This is a genomic window from Thalassotalea atypica (genome assembly GCF_030295975.1).
GTDB lineage: Bacteria > Pseudomonadota > Gammaproteobacteria > Enterobacterales > Alteromonadaceae > Thalassotalea_F > Thalassotalea_F atypica.
On record NZ_AP027364.1, the window covers coordinates 3,168,858 to 3,186,298 of the forward strand.

General features: G+C 41.9%; 16 protein-coding genes and 2 riboswitches. Of the genes, 10 read left to right on the top strand and 6 right to left on the bottom strand.

Annotated features, from left to right (window positions below; genetic code table 11):
* Positions 1-14: 14 nt before the first annotated feature.
* Both ptsP and rppH read right to left on the bottom strand, forming a co-directional pair.
* Positions 15-2,282, bottom strand: a complete 2,268-nt coding sequence (gene ptsP / locus QUE03_RS14620; RefSeq protein WP_286262680.1) for a phosphoenolpyruvate--protein phosphotransferase — start codon at positions 2,280-2,282, stop codon at positions 15-17.
* Positions 2,283-2,453: 171 nt separating this feature from the next.
* On the bottom strand, positions 2,454-2,960 hold the full coding sequence (rppH, locus tag QUE03_RS14625) for an RNA pyrophosphohydrolase (protein ID WP_286267871.1): 507 nt from the start codon (positions 2,958-2,960) through the stop codon (positions 2,454-2,456).
* 141 nt (positions 2,961-3,101) lie between these two features.
* Here rppH and mutH point away from each other — a divergent pair, with 141 nt between their 5' ends.
* Together mutH and QUE03_RS14635 are read left to right on the top strand one after the other, a co-directional pair.
* A complete protein-coding gene (gene mutH, locus QUE03_RS14630) occupies positions 3,102-3,776 on the top strand; it encodes a DNA mismatch repair endonuclease MutH (RefSeq protein WP_286262681.1) in 675 nt (224 codons plus the stop codon).
* 147 nt (positions 3,777-3,923) lie between these two features.
* Positions 3,924-5,297: a sensor domain-containing diguanylate cyclase gene (locus tag QUE03_RS14635; protein WP_286262682.1), complete on the top strand. Its 1,374-nt coding sequence runs from the start codon at positions 3,924-3,926 to the stop codon at positions 5,295-5,297.
* Between the two features lie 48 nt (positions 5,298-5,345).
* On the opposite strand, the gene QUE03_RS14640 is transcribed toward QUE03_RS14635, so the two are convergent.
* The 3 genes from QUE03_RS14640 to QUE03_RS14650 all read right to left on the bottom strand — a co-directional run bounded on the left by QUE03_RS14640 (position 5,346) and on the right by QUE03_RS14650 (position 8,234).
* Entirely contained in the window at positions 5,346-6,209 is an 864-nt protein-coding gene (locus tag QUE03_RS14640; protein WP_286262683.1) for a D-hexose-6-phosphate mutarotase, read from the bottom strand.
* 7 nt (positions 6,210-6,216) lie between these two features.
* Positions 6,217-7,392 (bottom strand): mandelate racemase/muconate lactonizing enzyme family protein, encoded by a 1,176-nt coding sequence (locus QUE03_RS14645; protein ID WP_286262684.1) that lies wholly within the window; start codon positions 7,390-7,392, stop codon positions 6,217-6,219.
* A gap of 71 nt (positions 7,393-7,463) precedes the next feature.
* Positions 7,464-8,234, bottom strand: coding sequence for a class II aldolase/adducin family protein (locus QUE03_RS14650; protein WP_286262685.1), 771 nt, complete (start codon positions 8,232-8,234; stop codon positions 7,464-7,466).
* 122 nt (positions 8,235-8,356) lie between these two features.
* On the opposite strand from QUE03_RS14650, the gene QUE03_RS14655 reads away from it, so the two are divergent.
* Entirely contained in the window at positions 8,357-9,199 is an 843-nt protein-coding gene (locus QUE03_RS14655) for an NRDE family protein (RefSeq protein ID WP_286262686.1), read from the top strand.
* Here QUE03_RS14655 and QUE03_RS14660 read toward each other — a convergent pair.
* Entirely contained in the window at positions 9,164-9,337 is a 174-nt protein-coding gene (locus tag QUE03_RS14660; RefSeq protein WP_286262687.1) for a hypothetical protein, read from the bottom strand. The genes QUE03_RS14655 and QUE03_RS14660 overlap by 36 nt on opposite strands.
* A gap of 151 nt (positions 9,338-9,488) precedes the next feature.
* Between QUE03_RS14660 and QUE03_RS14665 the strand changes: the two genes are divergently transcribed.
* The 7 genes from QUE03_RS14665 to QUE03_RS14695 all read left to right on the top strand — a co-directional run bounded on the left by QUE03_RS14665 (position 9,489) and on the right by QUE03_RS14695 (position 17,251).
* Positions 9,489-10,709, top strand: coding sequence for a threonine/serine exporter family protein (locus QUE03_RS14665; protein WP_286267873.1), 1,221 nt, complete (start codon positions 9,489-9,491; stop codon positions 10,707-10,709).
* 13 nt (positions 10,710-10,722) lie between these two features.
* On the top strand, positions 10,723-11,328 hold the full coding sequence (locus QUE03_RS14670) for a TetR/AcrR family transcriptional regulator (protein WP_286262688.1): 606 nt from the start codon (positions 10,723-10,725) through the stop codon (positions 11,326-11,328).
* Between the two features lie 162 nt (positions 11,329-11,490).
* Positions 11,491-13,560 carry a M13 family metallopeptidase gene (locus QUE03_RS14675; RefSeq protein WP_286262689.1) on the top strand — a complete coding sequence of 690 codons (2,070 nt, stop codon included), beginning with the start codon at positions 11,491-11,493 and terminating at the stop codon, positions 13,558-13,560.
* A 109-nt stretch (positions 13,561-13,669) separates the two neighbouring features.
* Positions 13,670-13,814: riboswitch (cobalamin riboswitch) on the top strand.
* 92 nt (positions 13,815-13,906) lie between these two features.
* Complete coding sequence (locus tag QUE03_RS14680) at positions 13,907-14,761, top strand: ABC transporter ATP-binding protein (protein WP_286262690.1); 855 nt, start codon at positions 13,907-13,909, stop codon at positions 14,759-14,761.
* Entirely contained in the window at positions 14,754-15,734 is a 981-nt protein-coding gene (locus QUE03_RS14685) for a FecCD family ABC transporter permease (RefSeq protein ID WP_286262691.1), read from the top strand. Before QUE03_RS14680 ends, QUE03_RS14685 begins: the two co-directional genes overlap by 8 nt.
* Before the next feature lie 33 nt (positions 15,735-15,767).
* The gene (cobO, locus tag QUE03_RS14690) at positions 15,768-16,367 is read left to right on the top strand and encodes a cob(I)yrinic acid a,c-diamide adenosyltransferase (RefSeq protein WP_286262692.1); all 600 of its coding nucleotides are present in this window, start codon (positions 15,768-15,770) and stop codon (positions 16,365-16,367) included.
* Complete coding sequence (locus QUE03_RS14695; protein ID WP_286262693.1) at positions 16,367-17,251, top strand: cobalamin-binding protein; 885 nt, start codon at positions 16,367-16,369, stop codon at positions 17,249-17,251. Before cobO ends, QUE03_RS14695 begins: the two co-directional genes overlap by 1 nt.
* A riboswitch (cobalamin riboswitch) is annotated at positions 17,247-17,415 on the top strand. (Overlaps the previous gene by 5 nt.)
* Positions 17,416-17,441 lie beyond the last annotated feature (26 nt).

Below are 17,441 nucleotides of genomic sequence, written 5' to 3' on the forward strand. Positions count from 1 at the left end.
TTTATCTACCAAAACTACATCCCAGCACGAACAAATCCGCCTAAGTCAAGTTGTTCTAGCTGTTCGTTTAAATAATTATGCACTTGCTTAGCAGTGCTGAGAGTAAGCGCATGGGACAAAATTATTTTCGCTCGCTGCAACTCTACATGACGAATGACCCATTTTACCCGAGCTACGTTTTGCGCATTCATACTTAATTTATCATAGCCCATTGCTAATAATAGCAAAGCTCCCGCAGGTTCACTCGCCATTTCACCACATAAACTTAATGGGACTAAGTATTTTTGAGATTCTTGTGCAATAAAATTTAGCGCGCGCAGTACTGACGGATGATAGAAATTATACAGTGCTGATACTCTTGAGTTGTTACGATCAACTGCAAGTAAATACTGAGTTAAATCATTACTACCAACAGAAAAGAAGTCTACCCGATGAGCTAACTCTTTTAGCTGATAAATAACTGCTGGCACTTCAATCATGATGCCTATTCGAGGGCGAGGTAATCTTTTATCGCTGTTTTCAAACAACTCGTCGTTGAGTTCGTAATAGGCTTGGTTAATTAACCTTATGGCGTCGTCAACTTCAGTAATATTTGAAATCATGGGCAACATGATTTCCAAATTATTATAATGTTGATTTGCCCGCATCATTGCCCTCACTTGCAGCAAAAATATCTCTGGGTGATCTAAGGTAACTCTGATCCCACGCCAGCCTAGAAATGGGTTTTCTTCCGCAATAGGGAAATATGGCAGTGCTTTATCGCCGCCAATATCAAGTGTTCGCATCGTCACTGCATGAGATGGAAACGTTGCCAACACTTCTTGATACCAAAGAGTTTGCTCATGTTCAGATGGAAAACAACTGCGGTTCATGAACGGAATTTCCGTACGATATAAGCCAATACCTACAGCACCTGAAGATTGAGTATGTTCAACTCCAGCGCTTAAACCGGCATTTAATAATAATTCAATGGCTCTCCCGTCTTTGGTCACACTAGGCAAATCGGCAACCTTTTTAACCATATTGGTCAAAGCGGTTTCTTCTTGAATTAAATGGCGATATTCACGTTTCAACGACTCACTAGGTGTAATAAATAAATCACCACTGTAACCATCAACAATCGCATCTTGAAAATTCAACTGGCTCAACGGCAAAGATTCTACGCCCATGATCGCGGGCACACACATAGCTCTTGCTAGAATAGCGGCGTGAGAGTTATTTGAACCTGACAAGGAGACAATCGCTTGCAAACCATGGTGTTGATATTCCGCTAACATTGACGCCGTGACATCATTCGCAACTAAAATAAACTCTTCCGGTAATTGCTCATCACGCTGACTTTGCTCCTGCAAATTGAACAAGATCCGGTTACCTAAATCACGAATATCACTCGCCCGCTCACGTAAATATTGCTCTTCTAATGCTTCAAACTGGACAGCGTAATGATCAATCACCAATTTCAACGCACTTTCCGCGCTCCAACCGGCTTTTATTTTCTCTTCAACTTCGTTACCAATATTGGCGCTATCAAGAAGCTGTTTATAGACTTCAAAAATATCCAAGCTGTCATCAGACACCACCGCACTTAACTTTTGACTCATCGAGTTAAAGTCAGCTCGTGTTTTCAATACCGCGTCTTGATAACGAATATTTTGCTCTCGGCTCGCGTACACTTTTTGTAAGCGTAAATTAAGCAAGTCGGCCTTAGGCTGAATAACCACCATTTGTGCCAGAGCGACGCCAGGAGATCCTGCGATGCCTTTAAGTTGTTTGGAAGATACATTGTCATTGGAAAAATATTGAATGCCACTGGCGCTTGCCACTGTTACTGCAATTTGTGCGGACAATGTCACTAAAAACGCTTCTTCATTCTCACTAAAGTTGCGAGCTTGCTTTTGCTGAATAGATAAAATGCCGATGACTTTACGTTGATGAATGATCGGCGTACCAAGGAAGGCATAAAGATCATCTTCTTTAACTTCAGGCGTATGTTTATAGTGGGGATGTGCTTTCGCATTTGCGATGTTAATGGGCTCTTCTCTTTGTCCCACTAACCCAATCAAGCCTTCATTAAAATTGAGTGTTGTTTGGCCTAACGACTCTTTCGATAAGCCGTCGGAAGCAACGAGTAAAAAATGCTGTTTATGGTAATCAGACAAGTAAACAGAGCAACAATCCGTATCCATCGCCTTTTTCACCTGTGAGACCATGCGTACCAAAGCGACATCTAATTCAGGTTCTTGGCTGAACTCTAAAACAATACGGCGCAATGTGGTTAACATGAAAATCCTTAATGAATAAGACCGATAAAATTCGGTTTAAGCTCCTTGAGATGGCCAATGAAGGTTTCAATGACCCTAGAAAATGACTCCTAAAAGGAAAACAAAATTAAAAGATATCGCTAGACCCAATAATGACTAGATCAGGTCAGCAATTTCCATACATAATAATAATCAGTTTCTACGTCGTCTTCGATCCGGACGATGAAATGGCATTGCCACTGAGGCAAACTCTTTCATCACTTTACGATAAACATCACGCTTAAATGAAACAACCTGTCGAACCGGGTACCAGTAACTTACCCAACGCCAATCATCAAATTCAGGATGAGATGAATGCAATAAATCAACCGCAGACTCTGGCGCTGTCAATTTAAGTAAGAACCATTTTTGTTTTTGCCCGATACAAACCGGTTTGCTGTCGTGTCGTATAAATCTCTTCGGTAATTTGTACCTTAGCCAATGTTTTGTTGTTGCAACTATTTTTACATGTTCCGGTTTCAAGCCCACTTCTTCGTACAACTCGCGATAAAGTGTTTCTTCTGCCGACTCACCATCATCAATACCGCCTTGCGGATATTGCCATGAATGTTGCCCAAAACGTCTTGCCCAAAATACTTGTCCCCTGTCATTGATTATTACTATGCCGACATTGGCTCGATAGCCTTCGGCATCTATCACAGGAACTCCTGACAAATTAATTTTTATATACTTTGATTCTTCCATAATCTTAGCGCCCTAGCAAACAGATCCTTCGATTATTTTTTCAAATATCAAAGATTAAGTTACAATGGCGATTAAAACAGACCATTACTCATACAATTGACTTCTATAAACATTCCACAATCAGAAGCAGAACTCACTGCACGTGCGCATGCTCTTTCAGGCTTAACATTAGGTGAAATCGCACAACAACAAAATATTGAAGTTCCTCAAAACTTGCTTCGAGATAAAGGCTGGACTGGGTTGCTATTAGAACTCGTTTTAGGGGCAAGCGCCGGCTCGAAACCTATTCCCGATTTCCCTGGATTAGGCATTGAACTTAAAACTCTGCCTATCAACAAACAAGGCAAGCCGCTAGAAACAACTTTTGTTTCTGTCGCCCCTTTGACGGGATTGATCGGTGCGCGTTGGGAAAACTCTCACGTTAAACACAAACTCTCACGCGTGCTTTGGGTGCCCGTTATTGCCGAGCGCCATATTCCGGTGAAAGATCGTACTATTTGCACACCGTTTTTATGGTCTCCATCTATAGAAGAAGAACGACTTTTGGCGGACGATTGGCAAGAACTCACTGACATGATTGTGCTAGGTGAAGTGGAAAAAATACATGGTAAGCACGGACAAGTGCTACAATTACGGCCTAAAGCTGCAAACAGCAAAGTAAAAACCGCCGCATTTGACAAAAATGGTAAACCATTTCAAACCTTACCGCGTGGCTTTTATTTAAAAATTCCTTTCACGCAGATGTTGATTACAAAAAATCTGATTATCTAAATATACAAATCAAGCGCCAGCGTATACTCTTAATTAAATCATTACCCAGACGTTAAGGTGATGTAATTATAATTAATGTACTAGCTATGCAGGTTTAAATTGAAACTTATAAAAAAGTTTAATCGATATATTAGCGTTTTATTTATAATGACTATTGTAATTACCGCGTTAACATCGTACTACTCCTTTAATCAAATCGTTCATAGTCATGTGCGCGTGCAGCAGCAAGCCTCGGTGCCGCTCTATAGTTTGATCACCAATGAAATAATCAGACCGCTTACTGTTGCGTCTTTTATGGCTCGTGACAAATTCTTGCTTGATGTTGCTGATGGTGACACCATCGATATCGATTATATACATGGTTATTTGGACCACCTATCACACCACTATGAGATGCTCTCATTTGTTGCTTTTGAAAAGCACAATATTTCAATGGACTCCAAGAAAAAGACATTCAGTTTAGATGCAGAAAAAGCGGAATGGTATCCAAGATTAAAAGCCTTACCTGCCAATCAATTTATTGATTTTGGCAATGCTGAAAACCCACATTTGTATTTTGATATTAAGATATTCAATGAAGAAAAAGAGTTTCTTGGTTTTGCTGGCGTTGCCGTGGATTTAGATTATTTTGCTAATGCCTTTCGAGAGTTTCAGCAGCGCTTTGGTATTGAGCTGGTTTTTGTTGATAAAGAAGGCGTTATAACCTTAACATCAAACCACCTGATGAAAACCGAAGAGCATCATCGCAAAGACGAACAAATTAACGTCAATAGTCTTCAGTGGTATAAAACCTATACTGAACAAAAAACCGATACTAACGATGTTATCTTGCCAGAGATGAATTTAATCGTTTCTGTTTTACCTATTCCAGAAATCGACTGGCAAGTCTATATCATCATGCCGCCAGCAAGCTCACAAAGTGAGTATTGGAAAATATTTATTCAAAAATTTTTAATTGTATTTTCTGTTGCTATTACGCTGGTTCTTCTATGTAAATTTACTTTAAACACATTTAGAAAAGACTTGGCGAAAGACACAGAAACAGACTTTTTAACTAATCTGCCAACACGTGGGTTTATCCATTGGCATTATGAGCAATTGCAGTCAGAACACCAAGACGTCGCTTTGGTCATAGCAGACATTGACAACTTTAAAAACATCAATGACCAGTACGGCCACTTAACTGGTGACAACGTCATCAAAGCAATTGCAGAACATATTCACCAAAATATGCGTAATATTGACATTGTAGGACGCTGGGGTGGCGAAGAATTTATTATGTTGTTGCCCGATATTAAAGCCGAAAGAGCCAATGAAGTCATTGAACGTCTAAGAAGCTCAATTGAGCAAATGCGTATTGAAGCAGAGTTGCCTAATATGTTCGTTAATACGACGGTCAGTTTCGGTCTCACTGACGGTGACATCCAAAGAGAGTCATTGGAGCAGTTAATTACTAAAGCCGACAAAGCACTTTATCAAGCAAAATCTGCAGGTAGAAATAGAGCCGTAATTTTTAAATAAAAGCGCACACGAGAATATAAGCGTACGCGTCTAAACGGCTATAAATGTCTATAAATGGCTTACGCTAATTTTCTGAGCCATTGAAACCTGTCTTCCGGCAGGAAAACATTGCCAATCAGTATTTGCGGGTTCTAAACAAACAAATTCATTTTCACTATGTAGGTGAAGATCTTTCATCTTACTCGCAGTGTCGGCACCAGGATTCCATAACACCCATTGATCACAGTTGGTAGAAGAAACCGTGATTTTTCGCTGTAAACCCTCATCAACAATATCCATGTCATTACTGCTGTAATAGATTCTATCCATTGGGCCAACCATATTGGCTTTTTGATCGCTGATCTTTTTATCACCTGATAACTTACAGTCAAAAAGTACATCGTTAAGACATTCAATTTTCACTTTGGAGGGGTTGCTAACAGTAAAATAACTATGCAATGCCCCAGTATATTGTGCCTCTTGGTTAGATAAATTCTCCATGATAAGTTCTTGTTTGAATACATCACCAAAAAATAGTTTTTGCGTCAACCTGGCTTCATTAGGCCATAAATCATGTATATCTTTACCTTGCCAACTCAACGTAATTTCAATACCCGTAGCAATAATATTCACCTTGTCTAATAGCCAAGTTTGCGTACGAGCAAACCCATGGTTACCGCCGTTTTGATAACCTCCAAACCAAGGCCAGCATAGGGGAATACCTCCTCGTATGGCCGTACCGTTGCCAAAAGCGGAGTCTTTACTTAGCCAAAATACATCTTCATGTCCCGTAGGTTGCCAGCTCAACACTTGGCCCCCATAGAGACTGACTTGGGCTTTACAAGCTTTATGCGTTATATCTAATGCGCCTACTTCGCCAGTTACCGTTACAAGTGATACCGCGCCGTATTCGTTTTCATTAATAAGGGTCATTGCCTACCTACTTAACAGTGACATGAGGTGAATGTTTTACAACATCATCATTAAGTTCAATACCAATGCCAGGTAATTCTGAGACTTCAAAGAAACCATCAACCGGCTGCGGATCTTGAATACACAACTCCCTATTCCACGACTTAATCGCATAGGTATGATGTTCGTGAATTAAGAAATTAGGGATCGCTGTTTCCAAATGCAGTGACGCAGCGGTCGCTACTGGCCCACCACACACGTGCGCCTGAATGCGAATATCATAAACATCGGCGTAATCACAGACTTTCTTGGCTTCAGTAAAGCCACCACATAATCCGACATCAGGTTGCAGTACATCAATGCTTTGCGCCTCAAAATAAGGACGTACATCCCAACGATGGTACAAACGTTCTCCGCCAGCAATAGGAACGTTTACACGATCAGAGACTTTCTTATGCACTGCTGAATTTAAATAATTCACCGGCTCTTCATACATCATACAACCCACTTCTTCGATCACTTCGCCCATTTGTATAGCGGAGGCCGCGCCCATTAATGAGTGAGACTCAAAAATTATATCCACATCTTCACCCACAGCACTTCTTATCGCGCGCAGGCGATCACCAAATAAACGCATTTGTGGCTTGGTAAATAATTTCGTGCGATCAAAAGAAGATGTACCATCTTTATCATAAACAATAGGATCCACCTTCACAGCGTCATATCCTTCGGCTACCGCTTTAAGCGCAGCTTCTGCATATTCTTGTGGTTCTAGTAGCTTTTTACATTCTTTATCCCAATCGAACTGTAATTGACTGGCATAAGTACGAAGCTTGCCATTCACTTTTCCGCCGAGCAGTTGATAAACAGGAACGCCTAGCGCCTTGCCCTTAATATCCCAAAGTGCAGTATCAATAGCGCTCATTGCTGAATACAGCACAGGCCCGCCGCCTAAACCCCAAAAACTTTCACGCAACATCCGCGACCATAACAATTCAGTTTGAAATGGATTAAAACCTATTAATATCGCTTCTGCGATTTCTTTTATCATCGCTGCTGCCGCACTATGACCCCAGTCATACGCAAGGCCCGCTTCACCAACGCCAGTAATACCTTCGTCAGTATGAATACGAATAAAAACCGGATTCCAAGGTGGGCGTTCTGGGCAGTGAATATCAAAAATTTCTACGTGGGTAACTTTCATGGCAGTTAACTCTTTTGTTTTAACCCTAAGCCTATAGCTAGGATCATTAATAATACTTGGTTATTGATTTGCTATGAAGCAAACGTCGGGTCTGATTTGTACACACGGCGTAACATCGCTGGCCAAGATTTTTGCCCGCCTGTTAACCCTGTATGTACTATATTGGCTTGCGCTTTAATGCCATCAACAATGCTTTGGTCAATGAATACGGGTGGCTTGCCGGTGGCTTGAATTTGTAATTGCACCTGACACGCGCGAACAAGATCATACATATGCATAAAAGCATCACCAATAGTTGCACCTAGCGTCATACCGCCATGGTTTCTTAACAGCATAAAATTAGCATGGCCTAAGTCTTGTTGCAGTCTTGCTTTCTCTTGTGCATTAACCGCCAAGCCTTCATATTCATGATAACTCATTGACGCCAAGGCAAAAGCTGAATACTGACTTAACGGCTGTAATCCCTCTTCCAATGTCGCTATCGCTATCGTGTCATTGTTATGAAGGTGCAAAACACACATTGCATCATGCCTAACCTCATGTACAGCGCTATGGATGGTGAAGCCTGCTGGGTTAATTTCAAATGGACAATCTTGATCTAAAATATTGCCCTCAAGGTCTATCTTAACCAAATTTGAAGCAGTAACTTCATCAAAGGCCAATCCAAAGGCATTAATAAGAAATTCGTCTGTATCTGGAATACGTGCTGAAATATGGGTGTAGATAAGATCATCCCAGCCATGCATTTGCACCAAACGATAACAAGCAGCTAAATCAACACGGGTTTGCCACTCAATGTCTGACACTTTGTTTTTTAAATCAGGGATTGGAATTTCAAACATCACAATACTCATCAAAGGATAAAAGTAATTTATAGGGCAACTTTAGCCGACTCAGCCATTTATATAAAGTCTTGAATCGGCTAAGTTATAGCAATAATTTTTAACGGTGGGTATAGCAATACGTGTGCATTTTATTTACAGCGATTAATCAACACCCAAACTACCCGGTGATCATTTGCGCCAATCGAGATGAATTTCATCAACGTCCTACCAAAACCATGCATTTATGGAAAAGTAAAACCGATGATGAACACATCATCGCAGGAAAGGATTTACAAGCTGGCGGAACTTGGCTTGGCATTAATGCTTCACCTATGGTGGATGCTGCTGAACGAATTTCATTTAGTGCATTAACCAACTACCGACTAGGTAAAGCACAAACCGACACCGACAATTTCAGCTCACGAGGAGAGCTAGTAACCAAAGCACTGCGTCAAAAACCTGCTCAATTACTGGCTTATTTGAGTATGCACGCAAATGATTACCAAGGATTTAACTTAATCTATGGTCAACTTTGCCCGGAATCTACTGCGCTGTATTGCTTCGATAGCGTTAAAAAGAAAGAAACGCAATTACATGATGGTTTTCACAGCATTTGTAATGGTGCACTTGATGATATTTGGCCGAAAATGGCCGCGGGACAAAATAAGTTAAAGCAATATGTTACTCAGGAAAAAGCGCTAAACGTTGATTATTTAATGTCATTGATGCAAAACACTACCCAAGCGCCGGGTCATTTGTTGCCTAATACTGGCGTACCATTAGATTGGGAACAACGACTCAGTTCTATCTTCATCGTTTCACCTGAATATGGAACACGCTCTACTTGTGTTTTATTAATGAATAATCAAGGTGACGTAAGCATTTACCAGCAGGAGTACAACGCATTAGGCCAAGTGTTCAATACCAACCACTTTGCAGTTTCTGCCTCAACCCATGCCTTTAAAAATACCAACAATCAGTAAAACAAACACTAATACCATGATAATTTTGCTGTACTTCCCTTGCTCTTTGGCATCAAGGGGTTTACCAAAACGTTCGCCTAGAATAACCATAAGCGCCACGCCACCAAACACACACGCTAAAATAACCAATAATGCCATTATATTCACCTAGTCGCTCAATATATCTTCACTCTAACTAGTTTTGATATATTTAGCTTTAAAATCTCTACTATTCTATTAACATATCCTAAGATATCAGTAAGTTTTACTTAACCTCAAGTATTTGCCCGAAAGGAACTGTTGCTAAATGATGCAAAGTGAAGAGTTTAAACAAAAAAGACGTTTTATTATTAGCTTAGGTAAGGCGTTACACCAATTTGGAACAAACTCTTTTCGCTCTGAAGCACATTTACAGAGCGTTGCGCTGTTTTTAGGCATGAAGGCCTCTTTTATCATCACCCCTATCTCGTTGACGTTTATATTGATTGACGAAGAATTCAACGAACACAATTACATTGTTCGTGTAAAACCAGGCGATTTAGACTTAGGCTCACTTGCACGAACTGATGAATTGGTGGACGAGCTAAGCTCGGGTCAACGCAGCCTTGAAGAGGCAACGCAGCGCTTAGAAGATATCAGTAATAAGTCTGAGCCATACGGAAAGGTGCTTTCTTTCTTTGCATTTGGCGCTTCAAGCGGCGCATTTGCCATGTTAATGCATACCAGTTGGAATGATGTATTCTGGGCAACCTTGCTGGGTTTTGTCGTCTGTATTTTTATCTTTTGGTCAGAACGTTCTAAACGCGTCACCGAAATGCTAGAGCCCATGTCAGCATTAGTTGTCGCCATGTTGGCTTCACTGATCACCAACATTGACTCTCAGATCAATATGCCGCTCGTGATCCTCTCAGCTATCATTGCCTTTATTCCTGGTCTTGCTTTAACACTTGGCTTATCTGAGCTAGCCGCACGCCATTTAGTTTCAGGAACAGCGCGCATTATGGATGCACTAATGGTGTTATTTAAACTCTATTTTGGCGCCGTACTGGGCATGGCTTTAGGTGATTTATTTTGGGGAACAGCAGATTTAATCTCAGCCACACCACCGCCGAAGTGGACATCATGGGCAGCTGTTACCACATTATCAATTAGCCTTGTGATCTTATTCAAAGTTCGTGTAAAAGATGCGCCATGGGGCATCATCGCCGGTTATGTCGCTTACGGAACAACCTTGCTTGCTAGCCCCTACTTAGGATTTGCTTTAGGCGCCTTTGCCGGTGCTTTTGCTTTAGGTATTTACAGTAATATCTTCGCCCGTGTCATGAACTTACCCTCAAGTATTGTGATGTTACTTGGGCTTGTCGTGCTTGTGCCCGGCAGTAAAGTGTATATAGGCTTAAACACCGCCGTATCAGGCCAGTCAATACTCAACACCACTGATATTGGCTCACAAACATTTTTGATATTTATGTCTTTGGTTGCCGGCTTAATATTTGCTAATGTGGCAGTCAGGTCACGAAAAACGCTTTAACAAAAAAGATTCTATGTCGAAAACAAAATCCAAGTACCACCACGGCGACTTACGTCCTTCATTACTTAATGCAGCTACAAGCATGATTAACGAAGGAGGCGTTGAAGCCCTGTCACTTAGAAAGCTTGCTGAGCAGGTAGGCGTCTCTCGTACCGCTACTTACCATCATTTCAAAGACAAGCACGACCTACTATGTGCTGTCGCCGCTCAAGGGTTTGCCAAATGGCACACCATTGAAGAAGAGATCTTTAATGATACCTCGTTAACTGTGCATGAAAGATACCGAAAATTCGTGTTTAGCTATATCGAGTTTGCTTCACAAAACCCTGCTATTTATGACCTAATGTTTGGTAATACCCTTTGGAAACATAACCAAGCAAATCAAGCATTACGTGACATTGCTTACCCCTGCTTTCAATACCAAGTTGACATGACCAAAGCTTGGCAGGAAAAAGGTATTTTACCGCAAGGTGAAGCCACCCTCCGACTAGCCCAAGTAACATGGAGCACCATGCATGGCATGGCCAGATTGATCATTGATGGCATCTACGCAGACGCCAGCAGCATAGAAGAAATGTGCGAGTGTGCAGTGAATTTATTCATGCAATCAAAAGTTTAGCCATAAAGTGCTAATCAGCGTATATATTTTGATACATAATACCCATCGTAACCGTTAACATTTAATTAACAACTCACTGGTAATTTAAGTGCTTAAAAACTACGATGCTACATTAGGCCTAAAAGATGGCCCAACTAATTCTAAGAAAATTGAGAAACAACAATGAAAACAATTTTAACAAGCGCAGTATGTTCTTCTCTTTTGCTTCTTTCTGGTTGCAATGGCACAGAAAGCTCAAAAAGCGAACAAATTACTGAAGTCAAAGCACAAAAAACAGTACTAGCCTCTGGTATCAGCAAGGCCAACATGGACACCTCTGTTCGTGCACAAGATAACTTTTACCGTCATATCAATGGTGGCTGGATAAAAGCCAACGCAATCCCTGACGATAAAACAGCGATAGGTTCTTTTTACGGGTTAAGAGATGAAGCAGACGAAAACGTTAAAGCCATCATCGAAGAACTAGCCGCAACACCTAACTTAGTCGCCGGCAGTGACGAGCAAAAAGTGGCTGACTTATTCCGCTCATTTATGGATCAAGAACAGCGTGATGCTAAAGGTATCGCACCTATCCAGCCGATATTATCAAAAGTTGACGCGCTTGACTCTAAATCAGCATTGATGGCATTTTTTGGCGAGCACCAACGTATCGGTGTTAGCAGCCCGCTGTATATGTACATTAGCGTTGACGCAAAAGACTCTAGCCGCTACGCCACGCATGTTTGGCAAAGCGGTTTAGGTTTACCTGACAAAGATTACTACTTCAATGAAGAAGAACGCTTCGTTAAGTTACGTGCTGGCTACTTAGCCCACATTGAAAAAATGTTTAATCTTGCTGGCTTTGAAAACGGCAGTGAAGCAGCTAAAACTATTATGGATTTAGAGACCAAACTTGCAGACAGCCACTGGACACGAGTTGAAACTCGCGACAGCGAAAAGCGTTACAACAAGTTCGAAAAATCAAAGCTAAACGAGTTAACGTCTGACATTGATTGGAATGCTTACTTAACCGCAGGTAACATTGCAGGTCAAGACGATTTGATCGTTAACCAACCTGATTACGTGCAAGGCTTAGGTAAAATTATCGCAGAGACGTCAATGGACGACTGGAAAACCTACTTAAAATTCCACACTTTAAGCAGCTTCTCAAATTACCTTTCTACTGATCTAGACAACGAAAACTTTGAATTTTTCTCAAAAGAACTTAATGGTCGAAAAGAACAACGTCCACAATGGAAACGTGGCGTCTCAGTTGTTAACAACAATTTAGGTGAAGTTATTGGTAAGGTCTATGTTGGCCGTCACTTCAAGCCTGAAGCCAAAGCGCGCATGAGCACATTGGTTGAAAATTTACGTAGCGCATACGGCAAGTCAATCACTGACTTAGCTTGGATGTCTGACGACACTAAAACCGCAGCCCACGTCAAACTAGCAGCATTCACACCGAAAATTGGCTACCCAGACAAATGGGAAGATTACTCGGCATTAACCATCAAAGGTGACGACGTTGTCGGTAACATCATCAACTCTGGCAAGCTGTCACACAAAAAAGAAGTGGAAAAACTAGGTGGTCCAATTCGTAAATGGGAATGGGGCATGACACCTCAAACCGTAAACGCTTACTACAATCCAACCGTTAACGAAATTGTTTTCCCAGCAGCTATTTTGCAACCTCCATTTTTCAATATGGAAGCAGATGACGCAGTGAACTACGGCGGTATCGGCGCGGTAATCGGCCATGAAATGGGCCACGGCTTTGACGACCAAGGCAGTAAATATGACGCCGAAGGTAACTTAAGAAACTGGTGGACAGACAAAGATTTAGCAGAATTTAAATCTCGTACTAACCAACTGGTTGAGCAATACAACGCCTTTAAACCATTTGACGATCTTAACGTCAACGGCGAGCTAACCTTAGGTGAAAACATAGGCGATTTATCCGGTGTTACTATTGCCTACAAGGCGTATAAAGCTTCTCTAAACGGCGAAGAAGCACCCGTGATTGACGGGTTAACGGGCGATCAACGTTTCTTCATGGGTTATGCTCAAATTTGGCGTTTAAAGATGAACGAAAAAACCTTACGTAACCGCGTAGCAACTGACCCACACTCTCCGGGTGAATACCGCGTTATCGGTATCCTTGCCCATGTGGATGAGTTCTACAAAGCATTCGACGTAAAAGAAGGCGATGCCATGTACGTTGCTCCGGAAAAACGCGTAAAAATCTGGTAATCGAAGTTAAAACTTAATGAAGGGAGCTATTGCTCCCTTTTTTATTATCAATAACCTCATTTAGCCATCTAAACATCTACTTGTATTAAACTACAATTACCGTTAGACTGAGCGCTCTCACGTTATGGCGCAAGAATGAATTTAAATTCAACGCTAATAGGGAATGTGGTGAAAATCCACAACTGTACCCGCAACTGTAATTGGCCGATAAATTTGCCAAGAGTCAGATTACCTACCATAGCTGTGATTAGTCGTTTACGTGCGGGAATACACGTGAGCAGTAATAGGCCCTGTTGGTTTGTTACTTCTTACTTGCCGCCTTTAAAACTTATTATTGGATGGTCGAGTGTCGGTATTACTGTCGGTTACACAACTCAGTTGGCAATCAGAAAGCGTTAAAATTCTGCGCAACATCTCGTTTGATGTTGAAGAAGGCGAAGTCGTCGGCATTATTGGCCCAAATGGCGCAGGAAAAACCAGTTTATTGCACTGTATTTTAAGGCAAATTGACGCCTACACAGGGCAGATTACCCTTGAAGGCCAGTCGACAAAAACGCTTTCACTCAAGCAATTAGCGCATTATTTCGCCTTAGTTTCACAGCAACCCAGCAGCATATTCGACCTGTCAGTTTTTGATGTAGTAAGAATGGGACTAATGCCTCATAAAAACCTATTTGAACGCGACACTCCTGAGGATTACGCCAATATTGAACAAGCACTATCTAAAGTAGGTTTAACCCACGCAAGTGAGCACCTGTTCAACCAATTATCGGGTGGCGAACAGCAACGGGCATTAATTGCGCGTGCGTTAGTGCAAAAATCCAAAGTACTGGTGCTTGACGAGCCAACCAATCATCTAGATGTTTACTATCAACACCAAATTTTGTCTTTAGTAAAATCACTTGGGATCACAGTATTAATGACAGTGCATGATTTAAACCTTGCCGCACAGTATTGTCAGCGTTTAATTCTGCTCGAACATGGTCAAATACGCTGTGACGGTAATATTGACGAAGTGCTCAATGAGCAAATGCTATCCGACGTGTTTGGTCTAAGCTGCATTAAAACGACACACCCAATACACCAAGTGCCGCAAATAAGTTTCTACCCCGACAATAATACTCAAAGTCGCGTTAGCTCAATCCATCAAGACAAACAACAAGCATCTGTCCAACCTATATTGAAGGTTAAGCATGACTAAGCTAACCGTTGCACTGCCTTTACTGCTAATTTTAAGCGCACTGTCATTAGTTGCCTCACTAACCTTCGGCTCAGTCCCATTATCGCTGGGCGAAATCACAAGTTGTCTGATAGGACAATGCGAGAACACCGTAAACCAAGTTGTTATTTGGGAACTACGAGTACCAAGGCTGCTAGTGGGATTTGTCGCAGGCGCTGGGCTTTCTTGCGCCGGTGCTATGCTGCAAAATACCACACGAAATAACCTCGCCGATCCTTATATTTTCGGTATTGTTGCAGGTGCGGGATTGGGCGCAACAATCGCCCATGTTTTACTTGCTAACTACATCAGTATCGCCCTGCCCTTAGGCGCATTTATCGGGGCGCTAATTTCGATCATCATCGTGGTTTTAGTCGCTAAATCACTTAAACGAATCGACCAAGTATTGCTGACGGGTATCGCCATTTCATTTATGTTTTCCGCTGCCACCCAATTTTTACTGTATATGTCAGAGCCCTTTGCCACAAACCGCATTATGTTTTGGCTGATGGGCAGTTTAGCCAACGTGTCCATGCCAGACTTTTACCTAATTTTTATCGTAGTTTCGCTATGTATAACCATTATGTTAGCGCTGCACCGTCAAATTGATGCGCTACTGCTGGGTGAAAGCAGCGCGCAAAGCCTAGGCGTTAATACCAATAATATTCGACTGCTGATGTTTGGTTTATGTGCAGCAATTACTGCCACCATTGTGGCCTATTGCGGCGGTATTGGTTTTGTTGGTTTGATGGTGCCGCACATAGTCAGAAAGATTATAGGTGTCACCTTAGTGCCCTTGCTAGTTGGTAGCACCTTAGTGGGCGGCATATTTTTAGTCTGGGTTGATGTTATTGCGCGATCAGCAATGAACGAAGTTGAAATTCCTATTGGCATTATCACTTCGGCATTGGGCAGTGTATTTTTTATTCTGATCATGAGCAAAAGAATCAAATAGCTATGTACATAAATAACGAGTTGAAATAATAAGATGAGTGATAAAAATTCAGATAAGCATCAACAGCGGATGCAAAAACTCAAAGACAAAGTTGACGCTAGAATCGAGCAAGCACAAGAAGAAAAAGGTCTTGTTGTAGTGATCACCGGCAACGGCAAAGGTAAAACAACCTCAGGTTTTGGCACCGTCGCCAGAACCGTCGGTCATGGATTAAAAGCCGCCGTTGTCCAGTTTATTAAAGGCACATGGGCCAGCGGCGAGAAAAACCTGCTTGAACCTCACGGCGTAACTTTTGACGTGATGGCGACGGGTTTTACATGGGACACTCAAGATAAAACTGCTGATATTGCAGCCGCCACCCTCGTCTGGGAGCAAGCTAAAAAACGCTTAGCCGATCCCAGCATCGACATGGTATTACTCGATGAACTCACCTACATGGTTTCATTTAAGTACCTCGATTTAGACGAAATTATTAACACCATCAACAAGCGCCCAGCCCACCAACATGTAGTGATCACGGGGCGTGCTTGTCATCGTTCGCTGATCGAGCTAGCTGATACCGTCAGTGAAGTGCAATCAATCAAACATGCCTTTGATTCCGGCATAAAAGCACAACAAGGGCTGGACTGGTAATGCTAAAAATGCTTAACACACTGCTATTACTCATAGGGCTATTATTTACCGCACAAAGTGCAGCATTTTTTAGCTATCCATTAATTGACACTAAGCTGACCGAGCCACCAAAAATAATTGCCCTGTCACCACATATTGTCGAGTTATTGTTTGAACTGGGTGCGGGCGAGCAAATTATTGGCACCACAGATTTTGCCGACTACCCAGCTCAGGCTCTTGATATTGAGCGCGTCGGTAATGCGATGAATTTGAAGCTAGAAAAAATCGTCGCCATGCAGCCTGATTTAATTATTGCTTGGCAAAGTGGCAACCCAAGCCAAGACTTAGCCAAACTCAAAAAGCTTGGCTTTAAGGTGATTTATTCTCAGCCAGACACATTCAGAGAGCTCGCCCAAGAAATAGAAACCTTTGGCAAAATCACCGGACACGCACGCCAAGGAAAACTGTTATCCAAAGTGTTGCTAACAAAACTCGAAGCCTTGGAACGCCAATACAGTAACAAACAATCCGTGAATGTTTTTTATGAAGTGTGGCATCAGCCGCTAACCACCATTGCCAAAAATGCGTGGCCACAACATCACCTCAACATATGCAATGCCAACAACCCTTTTGCTAACGCGCCGCTGGATTATCCACAAGTGAGCACTGAAGCATTAATTGGCAAAAACATTCACGCCATTGTTCAGCCAAAAGCGCCGAACAAAAGCCAACGAGAATTCTTTAACTGGTCGATGTATAAAAACTTAGAGGCCGTTGAAAATAACCTATTTATTCATCCTAATGCCGACGCTTTGCATCGTATGACAATGCGCAGCTTGGATGAAGTCGCCCGTTTGTGTGCCAGTCTCGATCAAGTAAGATCGTTCTACTACACATCCGATTAACCTTAAAACTGATGGTGCCTGTTTTTAATTCAAAAAAGCAGCGTGAAACTGGGAAGTAGGTTTAATTCCTACACTGCCCCCGCAACGGTAATTTGCGTTTACCCAATACCTTAATCGGTATCAGCGTAATAAGTCCGGAGACCGGCCATTAGCTAAGTTCAACATTAAGCACGGTGGGTGCTTGAATGAG